At 61.9% G+C, this 20,683-nt stretch carries 22 protein-coding genes; 11 read left to right on the forward strand and 11 right to left on the reverse strand.

Annotated features, from left to right (window positions below; genetic code table 11):
- The first annotated feature begins 8 nt into the window (after window positions 1-8).
- The 5 genes from EL191_RS04820 (at window position 9) to tldD (ending at window position 8,347) form a co-directional block, all read left to right on the forward strand.
- Window positions 9-644 carry a Maf family protein gene (locus tag EL191_RS04820; protein ID WP_041976908.1) on the forward strand — a complete coding sequence of 212 codons (636 nt, stop codon included), beginning with the start codon at window positions 9-11 and terminating at the stop codon, window positions 642-644.
- Window positions 645-710: 66 nt separating this feature from the next.
- Window positions 711-2,168 (forward strand): ribonuclease G, encoded by a 1,458-nt coding sequence (gene rng / locus EL191_RS04825; protein ID WP_013714090.1) that lies wholly within the window; start codon window positions 711-713, stop codon window positions 2,166-2,168.
- Between the two features lie 26 nt (window positions 2,169-2,194).
- Window positions 2,195-6,004, forward strand: a complete 3,810-nt coding sequence (locus EL191_RS04830) for a YhdP family protein (RefSeq protein WP_041976909.1) — start codon at window positions 2,195-2,197, stop codon at window positions 6,002-6,004.
- A 49-nt stretch (window positions 6,005-6,053) separates the two neighbouring features.
- On the forward strand, window positions 6,054-6,902 hold the full coding sequence (locus tag EL191_RS04835; RefSeq protein WP_041769666.1) for a carbon-nitrogen hydrolase family protein: 849 nt from the start codon (window positions 6,054-6,056) through the stop codon (window positions 6,900-6,902).
- Between the two features lie 2 nt (window positions 6,903-6,904).
- The gene (gene tldD, locus EL191_RS04840) at window positions 6,905-8,347 is read left to right on the forward strand and encodes a metalloprotease TldD (protein ID WP_041976911.1); all 1,443 of its coding nucleotides are present in this window, start codon (window positions 6,905-6,907) and stop codon (window positions 8,345-8,347) included.
- Between the two features lie 12 nt (window positions 8,348-8,359).
- Here tldD and yjgA read toward each other — a convergent pair whose 3' ends face one another.
- Entirely contained in the window at window positions 8,360-8,878 is a 519-nt protein-coding gene (gene yjgA / locus EL191_RS04845) for a ribosome biogenesis factor YjgA (RefSeq protein ID WP_013714094.1), read from the reverse strand.
- A gap of 127 nt (window positions 8,879-9,005) precedes the next feature.
- On the opposite strand from yjgA, the gene pmbA reads away from it, so the two are divergent.
- The gene (pmbA, locus tag EL191_RS04850; RefSeq protein ID WP_013714095.1) at window positions 9,006-10,352 is read left to right on the forward strand and encodes a metalloprotease PmbA; all 1,347 of its coding nucleotides are present in this window, start codon (window positions 9,006-9,008) and stop codon (window positions 10,350-10,352) included.
- Between the two features lie 55 nt (window positions 10,353-10,407).
- On the opposite strand, the gene EL191_RS04855 is transcribed toward pmbA, so the two are convergent.
- The 10 genes from EL191_RS04855 to EL191_RS04900 all read right to left on the reverse strand — a co-directional run bounded on the left by EL191_RS04855 (window position 10,408) and on the right by EL191_RS04900 (window position 17,389).
- Window positions 10,408-10,680, reverse strand: a complete 273-nt coding sequence (locus EL191_RS04855) for an HPr family phosphocarrier protein (RefSeq protein ID WP_013714096.1) — start codon at window positions 10,678-10,680, stop codon at window positions 10,408-10,410.
- A gap of 14 nt (window positions 10,681-10,694) precedes the next feature.
- The gene (rapZ, locus tag EL191_RS04860; RefSeq protein WP_013714097.1) at window positions 10,695-11,552 is read right to left on the reverse strand and encodes an RNase adapter RapZ; all 858 of its coding nucleotides are present in this window, start codon (window positions 11,550-11,552) and stop codon (window positions 10,695-10,697) included.
- A gap of 1 nt (window position 11,553) precedes the next feature.
- Entirely contained in the window at window positions 11,554-12,018 is a 465-nt protein-coding gene (ptsN, locus tag EL191_RS04865) for a PTS IIA-like nitrogen regulatory protein PtsN (protein ID WP_013714098.1), read from the reverse strand.
- A gap of 12 nt (window positions 12,019-12,030) precedes the next feature.
- Complete coding sequence (hpf, locus tag EL191_RS04870; RefSeq protein WP_003242873.1) at window positions 12,031-12,339, reverse strand: ribosome hibernation-promoting factor, HPF/YfiA family; 309 nt, start codon at window positions 12,337-12,339, stop codon at window positions 12,031-12,033.
- A gap of 99 nt (window positions 12,340-12,438) precedes the next feature.
- On the reverse strand, window positions 12,439-13,932 hold the full coding sequence (locus EL191_RS04875) for an RNA polymerase factor sigma-54 (protein WP_041769345.1): 1,494 nt from the start codon (window positions 13,930-13,932) through the stop codon (window positions 12,439-12,441).
- A 135-nt stretch (window positions 13,933-14,067) separates the two neighbouring features.
- Complete coding sequence (lptB, locus tag EL191_RS04880) at window positions 14,068-14,793, reverse strand: LPS export ABC transporter ATP-binding protein (RefSeq protein ID WP_013714100.1); 726 nt, start codon at window positions 14,791-14,793, stop codon at window positions 14,068-14,070.
- Window positions 14,793-15,332, reverse strand: a complete 540-nt coding sequence (gene lptA / locus EL191_RS04885; protein WP_041976917.1) for a lipopolysaccharide transport periplasmic protein LptA — start codon at window positions 15,330-15,332, stop codon at window positions 14,793-14,795. Before lptA ends, lptB begins: the two co-directional genes overlap by 1 nt.
- Window positions 15,319-15,885 (reverse strand): LPS export ABC transporter periplasmic protein LptC, encoded by a 567-nt coding sequence (gene lptC, locus EL191_RS04890; protein WP_041976919.1) that lies wholly within the window; start codon window positions 15,883-15,885, stop codon window positions 15,319-15,321. Before lptC ends, lptA begins: the two co-directional genes overlap by 14 nt.
- A gap of 8 nt (window positions 15,886-15,893) precedes the next feature.
- Complete coding sequence (locus EL191_RS04895; protein ID WP_041976922.1) at window positions 15,894-16,415, reverse strand: KdsC family phosphatase; 522 nt, start codon at window positions 16,413-16,415, stop codon at window positions 15,894-15,896.
- The gene (locus EL191_RS04900; RefSeq protein WP_013714104.1) at window positions 16,415-17,389 is read right to left on the reverse strand and encodes a KpsF/GutQ family sugar-phosphate isomerase; all 975 of its coding nucleotides are present in this window, start codon (window positions 17,387-17,389) and stop codon (window positions 16,415-16,417) included. The genes EL191_RS04895 and EL191_RS04900 overlap by 1 nt, the downstream gene beginning before the upstream one ends.
- Window positions 17,390-17,636: 247 nt before the next feature.
- Between EL191_RS04900 and EL191_RS04905 the strand changes: the two genes are divergently transcribed.
- The 5 genes from EL191_RS04905 to EL191_RS04925 are packed head-to-tail and all read left to right on the forward strand — an operon-like array spanning window position 17,637 to window position 20,665.
- A complete protein-coding gene (locus EL191_RS04905; protein ID WP_041976924.1) occupies window positions 17,637-18,446 on the forward strand; it encodes an ATP-binding cassette domain-containing protein in 810 nt (269 codons plus the stop codon).
- The gene (mlaE, locus tag EL191_RS04910) at window positions 18,446-19,243 is read left to right on the forward strand and encodes a lipid asymmetry maintenance ABC transporter permease subunit MlaE (protein WP_013714107.1); all 798 of its coding nucleotides are present in this window, start codon (window positions 18,446-18,448) and stop codon (window positions 19,241-19,243) included. Before EL191_RS04905 ends, mlaE begins: the two co-directional genes overlap by 1 nt.
- Window positions 19,243-19,713, forward strand: coding sequence for an outer membrane lipid asymmetry maintenance protein MlaD (gene mlaD, locus EL191_RS04915; protein WP_013714108.1), 471 nt, complete (start codon window positions 19,243-19,245; stop codon window positions 19,711-19,713). Before mlaE ends, mlaD begins: the two co-directional genes overlap by 1 nt.
- A 14-nt stretch (window positions 19,714-19,727) precedes the next feature.
- A complete protein-coding gene (locus EL191_RS04920) occupies window positions 19,728-20,360 on the forward strand; it encodes an MlaC/ttg2D family ABC transporter substrate-binding protein (RefSeq protein ID WP_013714109.1) in 633 nt (210 codons plus the stop codon).
- Window positions 20,357-20,665 (forward strand): STAS domain-containing protein, encoded by a 309-nt coding sequence (locus EL191_RS04925; RefSeq protein WP_013714110.1) that lies wholly within the window; start codon window positions 20,357-20,359, stop codon window positions 20,663-20,665. Before EL191_RS04920 ends, EL191_RS04925 begins: the two co-directional genes overlap by 4 nt.
- Window positions 20,666-20,683: the final 18 nt, after the last annotated feature.

The following is a 20,683-nucleotide window of genomic DNA, read 5'->3' on the forward strand; positions in this document are numbered from 1 at the left end:
ATACCCGCATGGCCGAGCTGTTTCTGGCCTCTGCTTCGCCCCGCCGTCGTGAATTGCTGGCCCAGATCGCTGTGCCGTGCGTCACGCAAATCGCCTCGATAGACGAAAATCCGTTGCCAGACGAGCCTGCGGCGGCCTATGTAGAGCGTCTGGCCCGAGAAAAGGCGCGAGCCGGCCTGCGTGCATTGGGCGAGCGTTCCGATGCCGTGGTGCTGGGTGCCGATACCGCTGTCGTGCTGGATGGGCGCATTCTTGGCAAACCGGCAGATTTCGCCGAGTCTCGGGCCATGCTGCAGGCCCTGTCTGGGCGAAGCCATCAGGTACTGACCGCCGTTGCGCTGGTCGGCGATGGACGTGAGGCTGCGCGGGTAGTCAGCAGCGAAGTGAGTTTCCGCCCTATCAGCGAAGCTGAAATCGAGGCGTACTGGGCCAGCGGCGAGCCATGTGACAAGGCGGGCAGCTATGGTATCCAGGGGCTGGCGGCGGTATTCGTCAGCCGGTTGCAGGGTAGTTATTCGGCGGTGGTCGGTTTGCCGCTGTGCGAAACGGCCGAGCTGCTTGGCGAGTTCGGTATTGCCTGCTGGCAGTTGTCGGCGAAAGGGCACCCAGAAAGAACAGGCGATGGCAACGCGGTGGCCAAATAGGTGTCCGAAAGCTTGAGCCCGCGGGGCGGTGCAGTGGCCGGCCGGCATGATCACCAGGATGGATGCATGAGCGAAGAGATTCTGATCAATATCACGCCGATGGAGTCGCGCGTGGCCGTGGTGGAAAACGGCGTGCTGCAGGAAGTTCACGTCGAGCGTACGCAGAAGCGCGGCATTGTCGGCAATATCTACAAGGGCAAGGTGGTGCGGGTGCTGCCAGGCATGCAGGCGGCATTCGTCGACATTGGCCTGGAGCGCGCAGCTTTCATCCATGCCTCGGAAATCTCCACCCGCGAAGGTGCGGCGGTGGAGCCGATCAGTGCACTGGTCCACGAAGGGCAGAGTCTGGTGGTGCAGGTCACCAAGGACCCCATCGGCAGCAAAGGCGCGCGCCTGACCACCCAGTTGTCGATTCCCTCGCGCTATTTGGTGTACATGCCGCGTACCAGTCATGTCGGCATTTCTCTGAAGATCGAAGATGAAGCCGAGCGCGAGCGCCTCAAGCAAGTGGTCGCCGATTGCGTCGCGGCCGAAGGTATAGAGGAAGCCGGTGGCTTCATCCTGCGCACCGCTGCCGAGGGGGCAGGCGCTGACGAGATACTTATCGATATCCGCTACTTGCGCCGCCTCTGGGACCAGATCGGCGCGCAGATCCAGAATGCCAAGGCGCCGGTGGTGATCTACGAGGATCTGTCCCTGGCGCTGCGTACTCTGCGCGACCTGGTCAGCCCACGCACCGAGAAGATTCGCGTGGACTCGCGGGAAACCTTCCAGAAGATCACCCAGTTCGTTGCCGAGCTGATGCCGGAAATTGCCGATCGCCTGGAGCACTACCCTGGCGAGCGGCCGATCTTCGATCTGTATGGTGTCGAGGATGAAATCCAGCGTGCTCTGGAGCGCAAGGTACCGCTTAAGTCCGGCGGCTACCTGGTGGTCGATCCGGCCGAGGCGATGAGCACCATCGACGTCAATACCGGCGCTTTCGTCGGTCATCGCACGCTTGAGGAAACCATCTTCAAGACCAATCTCGAGGCCGCTACCGCCATTGCCCGTCAGCTGCGCCTGCGCAACCTGGGCGGCATCATCATCATCGATTTCATCGACATGGAAGACGAGGAGCATCAGCGCCAGGTGCTGCGCACCCTGGAGAAGCAGCTCGAGCGTGACCATGCCAAGACCAACATCATTGGCATCACCGAGCTTGGCCTGGTGCAGATGACGCGCAAGCGCACCCGCGAAAGCCTCGAACAGATCCTCTGCGAGCCCTGCACCGCCTGCCAGGGGCGCGGCAAGTTGAAAACCCCCGAGACCATCTGTTACGAAATCTTCCGCGAAATTCTGCGAGAGGCACGCGCCTATCAGGCAGAAAGTTATCGTGTATTGGCCAATCAGAAGGTGGTTGATCGTCTGCTCGATGAAGAATCGGGCAACGTCGCCGATCTGGAAGCCTTTATCGGGCGTACTATCAAATTCCAGGTGGAAACCATGTATTCCCAGGAACAGTACGACGTGGTGCTGCTCTGAGCTCGGCAGGCACTGAGGGCGCCCTGGTGCGCCTGTTCTCGGCCCTGCTGCGCTGGGGGCTGGGGCTGTGTGCGGCCGTGCTGGTGCTGGCTGCTCTGTACGTCAGCCTGGGGCGTGAGCTGGTGCCTATGGTGGCTGAGTACCGCCTTGAATTGGAGGATCGCGCCTCCGCGCAATTGGGCGTACCGGTACGTATCGGCAGCCTCGAAGGCCGCTGGCAGGGCTTCGCGCCGTTGCTGGTGGCGCGCGATGTGCGTCTGGGGGAAGAGGGTGAAGGGCTGAGCCTGGAGCGTGTGCAGCTGGTGCCGGATGTGGCAGCGAGCCTGATGGCTCGTCAGCCGCGGATTGCTCACCTGCAGTTCGATGGTTTGCAGTTGAACGTGCAGCAGAACGCTGAAGGCGGCTGGCAGTTGCAGGGGTTGCCAAAGCGCGAGAGTCCCGAGCTGAATGTCGAACGATTGTTGCAGCAACTGCAGGCCGTGCATCGCATCAGCCTGCTTGACAGTCGGGTGGTGGTACAACCACTCGATCAGGAGCCGTTGCTGCTTAGCTACGTCGATCTGAGCCTGCGCTACGGCAGCAACAGCCAGCGCCTCGATGGTCGCCTGCTGCTTCCAGACGGCCAGCCGGTGGCGCTGAGCTTGCGTACGCGCATGCAGCCGGAGACCTGGCGTGAAGCCGAGTCGCAGCTTTATCTGAGCCTGCCGCAGAGTGACTGGGCGAGCTGGCTACCGAAATCACTGCTTGGCGACTGGCAGGTGCAGCACTTGCAGGCTGGCGGTGAGTTTTGGCTGGAGGGGCGCGGTCTGGCCCTGCATAAAGGGGCGTTGCGTCTGCATGCCCCCGAGCTGGTTGGCGGTCAGGCCAAGCGCAAGGCTGTGACGATCAAGGATCTGGCATTCAACGCCTTCTTCGCCCAGGACGAGCAGGGAGTGCGGGCACAGATCGACTCCCTGGCCTTGACCCATGGTGAGCAGCGCCTTGGTGAACTCCACCTGAACCTGAAACAGAGCGACGTCGGCGAGGCTGACGAGCGTTGGGCGCTGACGGCCGATCGTCTCGATCTCGCCGGCTGGGCATCATTGGTACAAGAGCTTGTGCCAATGCCGGACAATGCCCGTGATGTCTTGGTCGCATTGGCCCCGGTCGGTGCGATCAACAACCTGTTGCTCGACTATTACCCGCAGCGTCAAGGCGCTGAGCGCCTGCAGTTCGCCGCCAATCTGGACAAGGTGGGTATCCAGGCTTATCACGGCGCGCCGGCAGCCGAGAATGTCAGTGGCAGCGCGTCTGGCAACATGTTCAAAGGTGAGTTGCGCCTCAATACCGAGGATTTCGCCCTGCACCTGGACCAGTTGTTTCCCGCGCCCTGGCGCTATCGCCATGCTCAGGCGCGGTTGAGCTGGGACTGGAGCGAAACCGGCCTGACCCTGCACAGCCCCTACATGCGTCTCGATGGTGAAGAGGGACAGATCGCAGGCGATATGCTGATCCGCCTGCTGCGCGATCCCGAGGCTGAGGACTACATGGACCTGCGCGTCGGATTGAGTGAAGGCGACGCGGCCTACACCGAGAAGTACCTGCCGAGCCGCTCACCCGGCATGAGCAAGGAACTCGATCATTGGCTCAAGACGGCGATTCGCGCAGGCCACGTTGAGGAAGGCTACTTCCAGTACCAGGGTTCGCTGAACAAGGGCGCGCCACTGGGGGCGCGCAGCCTCAGCCTGTTCTTCAAGGTCCGGGATGCCGAGTTGGCCTTTCAACCTGGCTGGCCTTCGCTGCGTGAGGGTGTGGGCGAGGTATTGATCGAGGACGATGCGGTGCGCGTGCGCCTGCAGAGCGGCCGTCTGCTGGATAGCCAGGTCAATGACGTTACCGCCAACATCCCCTTGTTACACGATGGCAAGCCGCCACGCCTGCAGCTTGATGGCGACGTACAGAGCAGCCTGGGTGATGCGATCAAGCTGTTGCAGGATGCTCCTCTAGGGACCTCGGAGATCTTTGCCGGCTGGCAGGGTGAAGGCGCACTGGCTGGGCGACTGCAGCTGGATATTCCGCTGCAGAAGGGAGCCAAGCCCGGTGTGGTGGTGGATTTTGCCACAGAGGGTGCCAGCCTCAAGCTGGCCAATCCGGATCTGCAACTGAACAAGGTAAAGGGTGCGTTTCGCTTTGACAGCGCTGCTGGGCTGAGCGCTCCGGACGTTCGTGCCGAGGTGTTCGGACGCCAGGTCAGCGGCAAGATCAGCGCCGAGGGCGCGCGCGGGCAGGCACGTACGGTGTTCGATCTGCGCGGGCAGGTGCAGGTCGATACGCTGAGCCAGTGGTTGGGTGGCCCGCAAAAACTCCCCGTTAGCGGCTTGTTGCCATACCGCCTGGGCCTGACGCTCGATGGTGATGACAGCAAGCTGCGTGTCGATTCCAACCTGCGCGGTGTTGCAATCGATCTGCCTGCGCCGTTCGGCAAGCCGGCAGCGCAGGAGCGGGACGCTAGCTGGCGCATGACTCTTTCCGGGCGCGAGCGGCGTTACTGGGCGGATTATGGCGATCTGGCCAGCTTGAGTCTGGCAGCACCTGCCGGTGCACTGGCGGATGGACGCGGTGAGGTGGTGGTCGGCGGCGGCGCAGCAGGCCTGCCACCTGGCCAGGGGCTGCGTGTACGTGGGCGTCTGGATGAACTGGACCTAGATGCCTGGAAGCAGCTCGGCAGCAATCATCCGGTCAAGGTGGATGCGGACAGCCAGCGTCTGTTTCGCAGTGCACGGTTGGATATCGGACGGTTCCGAGGTTTTGGGCAGGAGGTCGATCAGTTGACGGTCGGCCTAGAGAGAGACGGAAAGGGTTGGGCCATACAGCTCGATAGTGACCTGGCAGCCGGTCGCGTGTTGCTGGCCGATAGCGAGGGTGTACCGATTCGTGTCGATCTGCAGCATGTGCGTCTTCCTGCACCCGACCCTGATGCAGAAAAGACCGATGGTGCACCTGATCCACTGGCCGATTTCGACCCCAGCCAGATGCCGGCGCTGGATATCAGCATCCAGCGTGTGCAGCGCGGCGACAAGGTGCTCGGTGCCTGGTCGCTCAAAGTCCGCCCGGAAGCCCAGGGCGTGCGTTTCGATGAACTCGATCTTGACCTGCAGGGATTGAAGATCGGCGGCAGTGCCGGCTGGCGAGGTACGCCGGGCAATACGCGCAGCTGGTACAAGGGGCGCCTGCAGGGCAAGAATCTCAGCGACATCCTCAAGGCCTGGGATTTTGCTCCGAGCGTGACCAGCGAGAGTTTCCGTGTCGACGTCGATGGCAGTTGGCCCGGCTCGCCAGCCTGGTTCTCGCTCAAGCGCTTCTCGGGCAATCTCGACCCCTCGCTGCGCAAGGGGCAGTTCGTCGAAGTACAGGGCTCTGCCCAGGCGCTGCGAGTGTTCGGCTTGCTCAACTTCAACTCCATCGGTCGCCGTCTGCGCCTGGATTTCTCCGACCTGCTGGGCAAGGGGCTCAGTTATGACCGGGTCAAGGGCAACCTGCAGGCGACCAATGGCTTGTTCGTTACTCAGGAGCCCATCACCCTGACCGGGCCTTCGAGCAATCTTGAGCTCAACGGCAATCTGGATATGCGCGATGAGCGTATCGACGCCAAACTGCTGGTGACCCTGCCGGTGACCAATAACCTGCCGTTGGCGGCCTTGATCGTCGGTGCGCCGGCGATCGGTGGAGCCCTGTTCGTGGCGGACAAGTTGCTGGGCGACAAGGTCGCGCGTTTTGCAAGCGTGCAATACGAGGTCAAGGGGCCGCTGCAGGACCCGGATATCAGTTTCGACAAGCCATTCGAAAAACCGCAATGACTTGGCGTCTTGGCGTAGGCTGTTACAACGAGAACCGATGAGTACCACCATGAATCTCGCTGTAATTCAGATGGTCAGTCAGGACGACGTGCAAACCAACCTGCGCCTGGCCCGTCGTATGCTGGAACGAGCCGCCCAGGGCGGTGCACGCCTAGCCGTGCTGCCCGAGAACTTCGCTGCCATGGGGCGTCGAGACCTGGCCACCATCGGCCGTGCCGAGGCAGTGGGCGAGGGGCCGATCCTGCCCTGGTTGAAACGGGCCGCGCGTGACCTCAGTTTATGGATAGTGGCCGGCACCTTGCCGTTGCCGCCGGATGACGATGCCGAGGGCAAGCCGCGCGCATGCTCGCTGCTGATCGACGACCAGGGCGAACGCGCGGCTCGCTACGACAAGCTGCACCTGTTCGATGTCGACGTCACCGACAACCGTGGCCGTTATCGTGAGTCCGATGATTTCGCCCATGGCCAGCGTGTGGTGGTGGCTGATACGCCGGTGGGGCGCCTGGGGTTGAGTGTGTGTTACGACTTGCGCTTTCCTGAACTGTTCGGGGCGCTGCGGGAAGCCGGCGCGGAGCTGATCAGCGTACCCGCCGCGTTCACGGCAGTGACTGGCGCGGCGCACTGGCAGGTGCTGACGCGTGCCCGCGCCATCGAAACCCAGTGTTATGTGCTGGCCGCCGGGCAGGGCGGCGAGCACCCCGGGCAGCGCATGACCTTCGGCCATTCGGCCATCATCGACCCCTGGGGCAGCGTACTGGCCGAGCAGGATCAAGGCGAAGCCGCATTGCTGGCTTCGCGCGATGCCACCGAGCAGGCAGCCATACGCCAACGTATGCCGGTGCAGCAGCACCGCCGATTCTTTTTATCGGGCGCACCGCGTCCGATCGTTGTGGAGTGATCATGAATACGATGTTGCAATCCGTCAGCGAGCACCTGCTGGCGCCCGGGAACCTGACGCTCGACAGCCTCAGCGCCGTACTGGGCGAAGTGGCAGGTCCTGGCATCGATGCTGCTGATCTGTACTTTCAAAGCCAGGTGTCGGAAACCTGGGTGCTGGAAGATGGCATCGTCAAGGAAGGCAGTTTCAACCTCGATCAGGGCGTCGGCGTGCGCGCCCAGTCCGGTGAGAAAACCGGTTTTGCCTACAGCAATGCGATCAGCCTCGATGCCTTGACCCAGGCCGCACAGGCGGCGCGTTCGATCTCACGCGCCGGCCAGCAAGGCGGGGTACAGGCTTTCGTCAGTCCACAGGTGTCCCAGCTCTATGCCGACGGTAATCCGCTGGATGTCATGAGTCGCGCCGAGAAGGTCGAACTGCTGCAACGCATCGACCGCGCCACGCGTGCGCTGGATCCGCGTATCAAACAGGTGACCGTCAGCCTGGCCGGCGTCTGGGATCGGATTCTGGTTGCAGCGCATGATGGCGGTCTCAGCGCCGATATCCGTCCGCTGGTGCGTTTCAATGTCAGCGTCATCGTCGAACAGAACGGCCGCCGCGAGCGTGGTGGCCATGGCGGCGGTGGGCGCACCGATTACCGTTACTTTCTAGAGGAAGATCGCGCCATGGGCTATGCCCGCGAGGCGCTGCGCCAGGCGCTGGTCAACCTCGAAGCCATTGCCGCACCCGCCGGCAGCATGCCGGTGGTGATGGGGGCCGGTTGGTCTGGCGTGCTGCTGCACGAAGCCGTTGGCCATGGCCTGGAAGGTGATTTCAACCGCAAGGGCAGCTCGGCCTATAGCGGCAAGGTCGGGCAGAAGGTTGCCTCCAGTCTCTGCACCATCGTCGATGACGGCACCCTGGCCGGTCGTCGAGGCTCGCTCAGTGTCGACGATGAGGGTACGCCGACCCAATGCACGACGCTGATCGAGAACGGCGTGCTCAAGGGCTATATGCAGGACAAGCTCAACGCGCGCCTGATGGGCGTGGCAGCTACCGGCAACGGTCGTCGCGAGTCCTACGCACACCTGCCGATGCCACGCATGACCAACACCTACATGCTGGCCGGCGAGAGCGACCCGGAGGAGATCATCCGTTCGGTGAAAAAAGGCATTTACTGCGCCAATCTCGGTGGCGGCCAGGTGGACATCACCAGCGGCAAGTTCGTCTTCTCTACCAGTGAGGCCTACCTGATTGAGGACGGCAAGATCACCGCGCCGGTAAAAGGTGCCACGCTGATCGGCAACGGCCCCGAAGCCATGAGCCGGGTGTCCATGGTCGGCAATGATCTGGCTCTGGATAGCGGCGTGGGCACCTGTGGCAAGGATGGCCAGTCGGTGCCGGTCGGTGTCGGTCAGCCGACGCTGAAGATAGACGCGATCACCGTCGGAGGCACCGGTGCCTGAGGTAATGTCGAATCAGCGCAGGCCGCGCTGGATTTCGTCGAGCTCACGGATGTACTTGAACACCTTGCGCGCGGCGGCAGGCGGCTTGTTGCGCGCGGCTTCATGCTGGGCATGACGAACCAGCCCGCGCAGGTGCTGGACGTCGGCATCGGGATAAAGCTCGACGAAGCTTTCCAGCGCACTGTCGCCTTCGCCGATCAGGCGGTCGCGCCAGCGCTCAAGGGCATGGAAGCGCTCGTTGTATTCGCGGGTGGAGCTGTCCACCTGGTCGAGCATAGCGATGATCGCCTCGACGTCCTGTTCACGCATCAGCTTGCCGATGAACTGGATATGGCGTTTGCGCGCGGTGTTGGCAGTATGTTTCGGCGCTTCGGCGAGGGCGCGGCGTAGTGCGTCGGTCAGCGGCATTTTCGCCAGCAGGTCCGGCTTGAGCGTAGTCAGGCGCTCGCCGAGTTCCTGCAGTGCATGCAGTTCGCGCTTGACCTGGGATTTGCTCTTCTCCAGGGAGAAGTCGTCGTAGGAATCAGACATGGGGTGGGTCCAGAGGGAAACGCCGCCATGATAGCAGCAACCGTGATTGCCGGCCTGTGGCTGGTAATCGACAGCAGGCCCTGGACCAAGCTCACGGGGGCCTGTGCCAAGAGAGTCGGGAGTGGTTATGAGTGAAGTAGAACGGATCGGGCCGCAGGCTCTGCCCGCGTTGCAGCAGCAGGTCGAGACGATTCTCGCCGAGGCCAGGCGCCAGGGCGCCAGCGCCTGCGAAGTGGCCGTTTCTGCGGGGCAGGGGCTTTCCACTACGGTGCGTCAGGGCGAGGTGGAAACCGTCGAGTTCAATCGCGACCAGGGCTTCGGCATCACGCTCTATGTCGGCCAGCGCAAGGGCTCGGCGAGCACTTCTGCGACCGGTGAGGCCGCGATTCGCGAGACGGTGGCGGCAGCCTTGGCGATTGCCAAACATGCATCCGAAGACGAGTGCGCCGGTTTGGCCGATGCGGCGCTGATGGCGCGCGAACTGCCGGAGTTGGATCTCTATCACCCCTGGTCGATCACTCCGGAGCAGGCAGTCGAGCAGGCACTGGCCTGTGAAGCGGCAGCGTTCGCCGCCGACACCCGGATCAAGAACGCGGACGGTACCAGCCTCAACACCCATCAGGGTTGCCGCGTTTACGGCAACAGCCATGGTTTCGTTGGTGGCTATGCCAGCACCCGCCACAGCCTGAGTTGCGTGATGATCGCCGAAGGCGAAGGACAGATGCAGCGTGACTACTGGTATGACGTCAATCGCCAGGGCGAACTGCTGGCCGACGCCGCGGGTATCGGCCAGCGGGCTGCCGAGCGTGCGGTCAGCCGCCTTGGTGCTCGACCGGTACCGACCTGTGAGGTGCCGGTGCTGTTCGCTGCCGAGCTTGCCGGCGGGTTGTTCAGTCACCTGCTGGCGGCAATCTCGGGCGGCAATCTCTATCGTCACTCCTCCTTCCTCGAAGGCGCACTTGGCCAGCGTCTTTTTCCCGAGTGGCTGAGCCTCGACGAGCGCCCGCATCTTCCACGAGCCCTGGGCAGTGCGGCTTTCGATGGCGATGGCCTTGCCACTTACGCCAAGCCGTTCGTGGAGAAGGGAGAGTTGGTGTCTTACGTACTCGGCACCTATTCCGGGCGCAAGCTGGGTTTGCCGAGCACTGCCAATTCGGGTGGTGTGCACAACCTGTTCGTCACCCATGGCGATGAGGATCAGCAGGCGCTGATCCGGCGCATGGGGCGCGGCCTGCTGGTGACCGAGCTGATGGGGCAGGGCTTGAATCTGGTTACCGGTGACTACTCCCGTGGCGCGGCGGGCTTCTGGGTGGAGAATGGCGAGATCCAGTTCCCGGTGCAGGAGGTGACCATCGCCGGCAACCTGCGCGATATGTTCCGCCAGATTGTGGCAGTCGGTCGCGACCTGGAGCGGCGCGGCAATATCTGCACCGGCTCGGTGCTGATCGAGAAGATGACCGTCGCCGGCAGTTGAAGCTGGCAGTAACGACAAGGCCACCCGCGGGTGGCCTTCGTTTTAGCGAGAGATATTACTCGCCTTCGTCGAAGTAGTTCTCTATCAGGCCTACCAGGGCGGCCATCGCTTCTTCGTCCTGCTCGCCCTCGGTCAGCAGGTGCACGTTGGAGCCCTTGCCGGCCGCCAGCATCATGACGGCCATGATGCTCTTGCCGTCCACCAGACTTTCGGTGCTGCGACCGATGCGCACCTGGCAGGGGTAAGTGCTCGCCACGCCGACGAACTTCGCAGCGGCGCGGGCATGTAGACCAAGCTTGTTGATGATGGTGATTTCACGTGCGGGCATCGCGGCATGGCTCCTTAGCTGAGGTCGCGGTGACGCACCTGGACATTCTTCAGCGAGTCTTTGAGCGCCTGGCTCAGGCGATTGGCCAGATACACAGAGCGGTGGTGACCACCGGTGCAACCGATGGCGATTGTGACGTAGGCGCGGTTGCTGGCAGCGAAGCGCGGTAGCCATTTTTCCAGATAGGCGAGGATATCCTGATACATTTCCTCGACCTCCGGCTGCGCAGCCAGGTAGTCGATCACAGGTTGATCCATGCCGGAGTAGTCGCGCAGTTCCGGCTTCCAGTAAGGATTGGGCAGGCAGCGTGCATCGAACACCAGATCGGCGTCGACCGGCATGCCACGCTTGAAGCCGAAGGACTCGACGAGAAAGGCGGTTCCGGTCTGTGTCTGGCCGAGCAGGCGCAGTTTGAGCGTATCGCGCAACTGATAAAGGTTTAGTCGAGTCGTGTCGATCTTCAGATCGGCACGATCGGTGATCGGCGCCAGCAGCAGACTTTCGTACGCAATGGCTTCGGCCAGCGAGCGGTTATCGTTGGTCAGCGGATGGCGCCTGCGGGTTTCCGAAAAACGCTTGAGCAGCGTCTCGTCTTCGGCGTCGAGGTAGAGCACATCGCAGCGGATATTACGTTTGCGTACTTCTTCGAGCAGTTCCGGGAAACGCTTGAGCTGACTCAGCAGGTTACGTGCATCGATGGAAACGGCCACTTGCGGCAGCAGCATGTCGCTGTGCGGCAGGAAGCGCTCGGCGAGGTCCGGTAGCAGACCGGCCGGGAGGTTGTCGATGCAATAGAAACCGTTGTCCTCAAGTACATCGAGGGCGGTGCTCTTGCCCGAGCCCGAGCGACCGCTGACGATGATCAGGCGCATGTCATTGACCGTTCTGAATGTCCACCACGACCTGATAGAGATCTCCGCCATTGTTGGCCTGGCGTAGACGTTCACGTACATCCTGACGATCGAGCATGCTGGCGATCTGGCGCAGCAACTCGAGGTGGGCGTCGGTTGCCGCTTCCGGCACCAGCAGGACGAACAGCAGGTCGACCGGTGCGCCGTCGATGGCGTCGAAGTCGACAGCCGCATCGAGGTGCAGTACGGCGCTGATGGGGGCACTGCAGCCTGCCAGGCGGCAGTGGGGAATGGCTATGCCGTTGCCGAAGCCGGTGGAGCCGAGCTTCTCGCGGGCGATGAGGCTCTCGAAGATGTCCTGGGCATCCAGGTCGGGCAGGTCGCGCGCAACCAGATTGGCGATCTGTTCGAGCACGCGTTTCTTACTGCCGCCCGGCACGTTCACCAGGGAACGGCCGGGGGTCAGGATGTTTTCAAGTCGGATCATGGATGGGGAATGTTAGCGGGCCGTGGCGCCTTGCAGGCGCTCGAGCTGCTTTTCCTTGTGCTTGATGAGTTGACGGTCGAGTTTATCGGCCAACAGGTCGATGGCAGCGTACATATCCTGATGTTCGGCATTGGCGACGACTTCGCCGCCGGCGACATGCAGGGTGGCTTCGATCTTCTGCTTGAGTTTCTCGACCTCCATGGTCACCTGAACGTTGGTGATCTTGTCGAAGTGGCGTTCCAGTCGGCCCAGTTTCTCGCCGATGTAGTCACGCAGGGCGTCGGTCACATCCAGCTGATGTCCACTGATGTTGACTTGCATACCGCTTTCTCCTTGTTGCCTTGTGTAAGAGACGGGCCCTATTCGACCCGCCGCCGGAACACTTTGGCCTGAAGACCTTGTGCCTTCAGTCGATCTGGCCTACATCAGTCGCTTGCGCTCACTGGAGGGCGCTATACCGAGGGACTCGCGATACTTGGCGACCGTCCGACGGGCGACTTGGATGCCTTGTGCCTCCAGTAAACCAGCGATCTTGCTGTCACTCAATGGCTTTTTCGCGTTTTCCGCAGCAACCAGTTTTTTGATGATGGCGCGGATCGCGGTGGACGAGCATTCACCGCCTTCAGCGGTGCTGACGTGGCTGGAGAAGAAATATTTCAGCTCGTAAATACCACGTGGCGTGTGCATGAATTTCTGCGTGGTCACGCGTGAGATCGTCGACTCGTGCATACCTACCGCTTCGGCGATGTCGTGCAGGACCAGAGGCTTCATCGCCTCGTCGCCGTAGTCGAGAAAACCACGTTGGTGCTCGACGATCTGTGTGGCCACCTTCATCAGCGTTTCGTTGCGGCTCTGCAGGCTCTTGATGAACCAGCGCGCCTCCTGCAACTGGTTGCGCATGAAGGTGTTGTCGGCGCTGGAGTCGGCGCGTTTGACGAAGCCGGCATACTGCGGGTTGACCCTCAGTCGTGGCATGGCTTCCTGGTTCAGTTCCACCAGCCAGCGGTCGTTGTGCTTACGCACGATCACGTCCGGTACTACGTATTCCGGCTCGCTGGACTCGATTTGCGAGCCCGGTCGCGGATTCAGGCGCTGGATCAGGTCGATGACCTGGCGCAGCTCGTCTTCCTTGAGTTTGGTGCGGCGCATCAGCTGTGCGTAGTCGCGGCTGCCGAGCAGCTCCAGGTAGTCGCTGACCACGCGCTGGGTTTCGTTCAGCCAGGGCGTGTTGGCAGGTAGCTGGCGCAATTGCAGCAGCAGGCATTCGCGCAGGTCGCGGGCGCCGATACCGGCCGGTTCGAACTGCTGGATGCGGTGCAGCACGACCTCGACTTCGTCCTGCTCGATATCCAGTTCGGGGTCGAAGGACTCGGTCACTTCCTCGAGGGTTTCTTCGAGGTAGCCATCATTGTTGATGCAGTCGATCAGGGTGGCGGCAATCAGTCGGTCCTTGTCCGACATGGGAGCCAGGTTCAGTTGCCAGAGCAGGTGACTGTGCAGGCTCTCACCGCTAGAGGTGCGAGTGGTGAAGTCCCACTCGTCGTCATCGTTGCTGGGCAGGCTGCTGGCGCTGGTCTGGTAGATGTCTTCCCAGGCGGTATCGACCGGCAGCTCGTTGGGGATGCGTTCGCCCCACTCGCCGTCTTCCAGGTTGTCCACCGTCGGAGTGGTTTCCTGATAGCTCTCTTCCTTGCTCGGGGCAGGGGTAGCGCTTTCGGCGCCATCGGCCATCGGGTCGCTGTTGTCGAAGTCGTCGCCATCTTCCTGGCGCTCGAGCATGGGGTTGGATTCCAGCGCCTCCTGGATTTCCTGTTGCAGGTCCAGGGTGGACAGTTGGAGGAGGCGGATAGCCTGTTGCAGCTGCGGGGTCATCGTCAGCTGCTGGCCCATCTTGAGGACTAGCGATGGTTTCATTGCAGACCTTAATTTACTGGCGAGTTACGCCTTCCACATCAGGGCGCCGAAGCGCCGCCAGGAAGCAAATTATATGCCTGAATTTCTCGTTCTTGCCTAGGGGTTGCAATATTTCTGTAGCGAAACAGCGGCGACCTAGAGGCGGAACTCGTGGCCCAGATAAACTTCCTTCACCGTCTGGTTGGCGAGGATGGTTTCGGCGTCACCTTCGGCGATCAGCTGTCCGTCGTTGACGATATAGGCGGTCTCGCAGATGTCCAGGGTCTCGCGCACGTTGTGATCGGTGATCAGGATGCCGATGCCCTTGGTCTTGAGGTGGTGGATGATCTGCTTGATATCGCCCACCGAAATCGGGTCGACCCCGGCGAAGGGTTCGTCGAGCAGAATGAACTTGGGGTTGGTCGCCAGGGCGCGGGCAATCTCCACGCGGCGTCGTTCACCGCCGGACAGGCTCATGCCGAGGCTGTCGGCGATGTGGTGGATGTGGAATTCCTGCAGCAGGTTTTCCAGCTCCGCCTGGCGTCCGGCGCGATCCAGGTCCTTGCGGGTCTCGAGAATGGCCATGATGTTGTCGGCCACCGACAGCTTACGGAAGATCGACGCTTCCTGCGGCAGGTAGCCGATGCCGGCGCGAGCGCGGCCGTGCATCGGTTGATGGCTGACGTCCAGGTCGTCGATCAGCACGCGGCCCTGATCGGCGCGTACCAGGCCGACGATCATGTAGAAGCAGGTGGTCTTGCCGGCACCATTGGGGCCGAGCAGGCCAACGATCTGGCCGCTTTCGATGCTCAGGCTGACGTCACGCACGACCTGACGGCTCTTGTAGCTTTTCGCCAGGTGTTGGGCTTTGAGAATGGCCATTACTGCTGCTGATCCGCGGGTTTGTTCTTCGGTTGGATGACCATGTCGATGCGCGGGCGCGGCGTGCTGACGTTGCCGCCCGTGGCGCGACCGGCATTGACGATCTGGCGGCGGGTGTCATAGACGATCTTCTCGCCTTCGAAGGTGATACCTTCCTGGATCACCTTGGCCTGATCGATCAGCACGATGCGCTCGTTGCTGGCGAAATACTGGATGGTCTTGCCGTAGGCTTTGACGATGTCCTTGTCCACGGCTGGCTTTTGCTCGTAGTAAGCCAGGTTGCCCACCGAGGTGAAGACGTCGATATCGCCGCTGGCGGTCTGCGTGATGGTCACGGTGTCGCCGGTGATCTTCAGGGTGCCCTGGGTGATGATCACGTCACCCCGGTACACGGCGACGCCCTGCTTGTCATCCAGTTCGGCGCTGTCGGCCTGGATGCGAATCGGCTGGTCTCGATCCGATGGCAGTGCCCAGGCAGCCGCGCTTCCCAATGCGGCGCCGAGGCTGAGAATCAGGGGGAGGGTATTAACGAACCTCATGCTGGCCTCTTACGTTGGACTGCAGGAGCATCCTGCCGTCATTCAAGTACGCTTTCATTCCTTGTGCCGTGGTCACCCCGTTGGCCGCGACGATTCTAACGGCTTGCTCGGTCTGCGCATATTCCTTGTCAGGAATAACGGTCATGCGGCTACTGGTGATGATAGTTGGACGGTTCTTGGCATCGGTGCGGGCGATGCGCACGTCGTCGATCAGTTCTACCTCGACGCCGCCAGGTGAGACTTCGGCACGCTGGCTGGTGACTTTCCACGGCAGTTCTGTGCCGCGATAGAGGTCCAGCTTGGGCGTGTCTACCAGAGTGATGTCGGTGTTCTTGACGTGTTCGAGCTTGTCCGCAGTCATGCGGTAGTGCACCTTGCCGTCGTCCTGGAATTGCACGGTGCGCGCGCCCATCACATAGAAGTCGACGACGTTGTCGTCGCCGCTCTGTTGAGTTACGCGGGCGCTGTCCGGCGCTAGGTTCCAGTAGCCGAGGGCGGCCACCACGATCGCAATCAGGGCGAATATCAGAATATTGAGGATTTTACGCGGCATGCTGTTCTCTAGAGGTAGGCGGCTTGGGCCGCATCCAGTGTGCCCTGGGCGCGCATGATCAGTTCGCAGAATTCCCGCGCCGCACCGTCGCCGCCGCGGGCCTGGGTTACACCATGGGCGTTCTGGCGCACGAAGCTGTCAGCGCTGGCCACGGCCATGCCCAATCCGACCCGGCGGATCACTGGAAGATCCGGCAGATCGTCGCCCAGATAGGCGACCTCTTCATAGCTTAGGCCGAGTTCGGCGAGCAGGCCGTCGAGCACCACGAGTTTGTCCTCTCGGCCCTGAAACAGATGCTGGATACCGAGGTTGTTGGCGCGGCGTTCGACTACCGGGGTCTTGCGTCCGCTGATGATGGCAGTGCGCACGCCCGAGTTGATTAGCATCTTGATGCCGTGGCCGTCGAGCGTGTTGAACGTCTTGAATTCACTACCGTCTTCGAGAAAGTACAGGCGTCCGTCGGTGAGGACGCCGTCGACGTCGAAGATCGCCAGTTTAACGACGCGGGCGCGTTGCAGCAGGTCGTTCATTACATTACTCCAGCGCGCAGCAGGTCGTGCATGTTGAGGGCGCCGACCGGGTTGTCCTGGTCGTCGACCACCACGAGGGCGTTGATCTTGTGGTCTTCCATGATCTTCAGGGCTTCGGCGGCGAGCATTTCGGCACGGGCGGTCTTGCCGTGCGGGGTCATGACTTCGTCGATCGATGCGTGGCGTACGTCTATGCCCTTGTCCAGAGTACGGCGCAGATCGCCATCGGTGAAAATGCCCGCCAGTCGGCCGTCTTCTTCGAGTACCACCGTCATCCCCAGGCCCTTCTGGGTCATTTCCAGCAGAGCATCGCGCAGGCTGGTGCCGCGGTGTACGCGCGGCAGTGCATCGTCCTTGTGCATCACGTTCTCGACCTTGAGAAGCAGGCGACGGCCGAGGGCGCCGCCCGGATGGGAGAAGGCGAAGTCTTCGGCGGTGAAACCGCGTGCTTCCAGCAAGGCGATGGCCAGGGCGTCGCCGAGCACTAGGCTGGCAGTGGTCGAGGAGGTCGGAGCCAGGTTCAGCGGGCAGGCCTCCTGCGAGACGCGAGCGTCGAGATTGACTTCGGCTGCCTTGGCCAACGGTGAGTCGGGGTTGCCGGTCATGCTGATCAGGCGGATGCCGAGGCGTTTTATCAAAGGAAGCAGGGTGACGATCTCGGCGGTCGAGCCCGAGTTGGACAGAGCCAGGACGATATCGTCCTTGGTGATCATGCCCATATCGCCGTGGCTGGCCTCGGCCGGATGGACGAAGAACGCCGTGGTGCCGGTGCTGGCCAGGGTCGCGGCGATCTTGTTGCCGATGTGCCCTGACTTGCCCATGCCAACCACGACCACGCGACCGTTGCAGTTCAGGATCAGCTCACAGGCCTTGATGAAATCGGCGTTGATGCGTGGCAGCAGCTCCTGCACCGCTTCCAGTTCGAGGCGAATGGTGCGCTGCGCGGAATCAATCAGGTCGCGGGTCTGGTTCATGGGGCTGAGCTGTCGGCCGAAAAAAGACGGGGATTATAACGGGAAAAGCTTTCCGCGCTCACCTTCGCTTTCAAGTGGTCCGTGTCGAAGCTGTCGCAAGTCTGAATACTGCATTGTGGCGCTATTGGGCGACATGTTCGGCAAATGCTATAGTTTGCGGCCTTTTTTGGCCCCTCCCTCTGGCCGACGCGTGTCCCCGCATCGGGAGGCGGCGTCTGCAAGGAAGGCCTGTTTTCAAGGAGTTCAGATGAGCGCCGAGCACGAGTACGCGATCGAGTTGCAGGGCGTCAGCTTTCAGCGCGGCACGCGGTCGATTTTCGACAGGGTCGACATTCGCATTCCGCGCGGCAAAGTCACCGGCATCATGGGGCCCTCCGGCTGCGGCAAGACTACCTTGTTGCGCCTGATTGCCGCCGAGCTGCGCCCTTCTGCAGGCGATGTTCGCGTCGACGGCATCAGCCTGCCGAAGCTCTCGCGCGACGAACTGTTCGATATGCGCAAGCAGATGGGCGTGCTATTCCAAAGCGGTGCGTTGTTCACCGATCTCGACGTGTTCGAGAACGTGGCCTTTCCGTTGCGCGTGCACACCAAGCTCCCCGAGGAGATGATTCGCGACATCGTCCTGATGAAGCTGCAGGCCGTTGGTCTGCGCGGGGCGCTGGAACTGATGCCGGATGAGCTGTCGGGCGGTATGAAGCGGCGCGTGGCGCTGGCACGTGCCATCGCCCTCGATCCGCAGATTTTACTGTATGACGAGCCGTTCGTCGGCCAGGACCCTATCGCCATGGGCGTGCTGGTGCGTTTGATTCGCCTGCTTAACGATGCCTTGGGAATCACCAGTGTGGTGGTCTCTCACGATCTAGCGGAAACCGCCAGCATCGCTGACTACATCTATGTGGTCGGTGATGCCCAGGTACTGGGGCAGGGTACGCCGGCCGAGCTGATGGCGTCGGATAATCCGCGTATCCGTCAGTTCATGAAGGGCATTCCGGATGGCCCGGTGCCATTCCATTTTCCAGCGCCGGACTATCGCGAAGATCTGTTGGGGAGAGGTTGATGCGCAGAATTTCACCGCTCGAACGGCTGCGTCTGTTTGGTCGTGCGGGTATCGATGTGGTCGCTACGCTGGGGCGTTCGGTGCTGTTTCTGCTGGGCGCGCTGTTCGGCCGCAGTCGCGCCGGCAAGCCGCTGCAATTGCTGATCAAGCAGCTTTTCGCAGTTGGTGTGATGTCGCTGGCGATCATCGTCGTCTCCGGCATCTTCATCGGCATGGTGCTGGCCCTACAGGGCTACAACATCCTGGTCAGCTACGGCTCCGAGCAGGCGGTCGGGCAGATGGTCGCGCTAACCCTGCTGCGTGAGTTGGGGCCCGTAGTGACTGCACTGCTGTTCGCCGGCCGTGCCGGCTCCGCGCTGACAGCCGAAATCGGCAACATGAAATCCACCGAGCAGCTCTCCAGCCTGGAAATGATCGGCGTCGATCCACTCAAGTACATCGTCGCGCCGCGGCTGTGGGCCGGCTTCATCTCCATGCCGCTGCTGGCGATGATCTTCAGTGTCGTCGGCATCTGGGGCGGGGCGATGGTGGCCGTGGACTGGCTGGGCGTCTACGAGGGCTCGTTCTGGGCCAACATGCAGAACAGTGTTTCCTTTTATGACGATGTGCTCAACGGCGTGATCAAGAGCATCGTCTTCGCCTTCGTGGTGACCTGGATCGCCGTATTCCAGGGCTACGACTGCGAGCCCACTTCCGAGGGCATCAGCCGCGCGACCACGCGCACCGTGGTGTACGCCTCGCTGGCCGTTCTGGGCCTGGATTTCATTCTGACCGCTTTGATGTTTGGAGACTTCTGATGCAAAACCGCACGCTGGAGATTGGTGTCGGCCTGTTCCTCATGGCTGGTGTGCTGGCCCTGCTGCTGTTGGCCTTGCGCGTCAGCGGCCTGAGCGTCGGCAGTGCAGGCGATACCTACAAAGTCTACGCCTACTTCGACAACATCGCCGGGCTCACCGTGCGCGCCAAGGTCACGATGGCCGGCGTGAGCATCGGCAAGGTCACCGCCATCGATCTGGATCGCGACAGCTACATGGGCCGGGTGACCCTGGAGCTTGATGGCAACGTCAATAACCTGCCCGAGGATTCCACTGCGTCGATCCTGACTGCAGGTCTGCTCGGTGAGAAGTACATCGGCATCAGCGTCGGTGGTGACGAGGAGGTGCTCAAGGACGGCAGCACCATCCACGACACGCAGTCCTCGCTGGTGCTGGAAGACCTGATTGGCAAATTCCTGCTCAATTCGGTCAATAAAGATGAAGCCAATTGATGAGGGCTCCTCAGATGTTCAAGACCGTGCGTAATTCCCTACTGGTGTTGCTGGCCGCCTTGCCGCTGCTGGCGGCCGCCGCGCCAAGTGCTCATGAAGTGGTGCAGCAGACCACCGATACCCTGCTGGCCGATCTCAAGGCCAACAAGGATCGCTACCGCAGCGACCCCAATGCCTTCTACGACTCCCTCAATGAGATTCTCGGCCCTGTGGTCGATGTCGATGGCATTTCCCGTGGTGTGATGACCGTGCGCTACTCGCGGCAGGCCTCGCCCGAGCAGATGAGCCGCTTTCAGGAGAACTTCAAGCGCAGCCTGATGCAGTTCTATGGCAATGCCCTGCTCGAATACAACAATCAGGATATTCGCGTGCTGCCGGCCAGCGGCAGGGCCGAGGGCGAGCGCACGTCGGTGGGCATGGAGATTCGTGATGGCAAGGGTGTGGTCTACCCGCTGTCCTACACCATGGTGTCGATCGATGGCGGCTGGAAGCTGCGCAATGTGGTGATCAACGGTATCAACGTCGGCAAGCTGTTCCGCGACCAGTTCGCCCAGTCGATGCAGACCAATCGCAACGACCTCGACAAGGTCATCGATACCTGGGCCGATACCGTGGCCAGGGCGCGCCAGGCTCGGGGCGAGTCGTGAGCCAGGCCAGCATAACCGAGCGCAGCACTGGGCAACTGCAACTGGCCGGCGTGCTGGACTACAGCACCGGGCCGCAACTGCGGGAGCAAGGGGCGCGCCTGATTGCTTCCAGCAGTGCCGCGCGTCTGTCGCTCGACTGCAATGCCGTGGAAAAATCCAGCAGCGTCGGTTTGGCGTTGCTGCTGGCGTTCATGCGTGATGCGCGCAAGGCGGGCCGTGAGCTGACCATCAGTGGGCTGCCTGACGACATGCGCGAGATCGCCCAGGTCAGCGGCTTGCTCGAGTTACTGCCGCTGCAATCGTGAAGCGCTTCCCGTCGTTCC

This window comes from Pseudomonas mendocina, assembly GCF_900636545.1.
GTDB lineage: Bacteria > Pseudomonadota > Gammaproteobacteria > Pseudomonadales > Pseudomonadaceae > Aquipseudomonas > Aquipseudomonas mendocina.

Bases quoted from the DNA above. Each gene is read 5' to 3' on its own strand.
- EL191_RS04820 (WP_041976908.1), top strand. From the start codon at position 9: ATGGCCGAGCTGTTTCTGGCCTCTGCTTCGCCCCGCCGTCGTGAATTG.
- rng (WP_013714090.1), top strand. From the start codon at position 711: ATGAGCGAAGAGATTCTGATCAATATCACGCCGATGGAGTCGCGCGTG.
- EL191_RS04835 (WP_041769666.1), top strand. From the start codon at position 6,054: ATGAATCTCGCTGTAATTCAGATGGTCAGTCAGGACGACGTGCAAACC.
- tldD (WP_041976911.1), top strand. From the start codon at position 6,905: ATGAATACGATGTTGCAATCCGTCAGCGAGCACCTGCTGGCGCCCGGG.
- yjgA (WP_013714094.1), bottom strand. From the start codon at position 8,878: ATGTCTGATTCCTACGACGACTTCTCCCTGGAGAAGAGCAAATCCCAG.
- pmbA (WP_013714095.1), top strand. From the start codon at position 9,006: ATGAGTGAAGTAGAACGGATCGGGCCGCAGGCTCTGCCCGCGTTGCAG.
- EL191_RS04855 (WP_013714096.1), bottom strand. From the start codon at position 10,680: ATGCCCGCACGTGAAATCACCATCATCAACAAGCTTGGTCTACATGCC.
- rapZ (WP_013714097.1), bottom strand. From the start codon at position 11,552: ATGCGCCTGATCATCGTCAGCGGTCGCTCGGGCTCGGGCAAGAGCACC.
- ptsN (WP_013714098.1), bottom strand. From the start codon at position 12,018: ATGATCCGACTTGAAAACATCCTGACCCCCGGCCGTTCCCTGGTGAAC.
- hpf (WP_003242873.1), bottom strand. From the start codon at position 12,339: ATGCAAGTCAACATCAGTGGACATCAGCTGGATGTGACCGACGCCCTG.
- EL191_RS04875 (WP_041769345.1), bottom strand. From the start codon at position 13,932: ATGAAACCATCGCTAGTCCTCAAGATGGGCCAGCAGCTGACGATGACC.
- lptB (WP_013714100.1), bottom strand. From the start codon at position 14,793: ATGGCCATTCTCAAAGCCCAACACCTGGCGAAAAGCTACAAGAGCCGT.
- lptA (WP_041976917.1), bottom strand. From the start codon at position 15,332: ATGAGGTTCGTTAATACCCTCCCCCTGATTCTCAGCCTCGGCGCCGCA.
- lptC (WP_041976919.1), bottom strand. From the start codon at position 15,885: ATGCCGCGTAAAATCCTCAATATTCTGATATTCGCCCTGATTGCGATC.
- EL191_RS04895 (WP_041976922.1), bottom strand. From the start codon at position 16,415: ATGAACGACCTGCTGCAACGCGCCCGCGTCGTTAAACTGGCGATCTTC.
- EL191_RS04900 (WP_013714104.1), bottom strand. From the start codon at position 17,389: ATGAACCAGACCCGCGACCTGATTGATTCCGCGCAGCGCACCATTCGC.
- EL191_RS04905 (WP_041976924.1), top strand. From the start codon at position 17,637: ATGAGCGCCGAGCACGAGTACGCGATCGAGTTGCAGGGCGTCAGCTTT.
- mlaE (WP_013714107.1), top strand. From the start codon at position 18,446: ATGCGCAGAATTTCACCGCTCGAACGGCTGCGTCTGTTTGGTCGTGCG.
- mlaD (WP_013714108.1), top strand. From the start codon at position 19,243: ATGCAAAACCGCACGCTGGAGATTGGTGTCGGCCTGTTCCTCATGGCT.
- EL191_RS04920 (WP_013714109.1), top strand. From the start codon at position 19,728: ATGTTCAAGACCGTGCGTAATTCCCTACTGGTGTTGCTGGCCGCCTTG.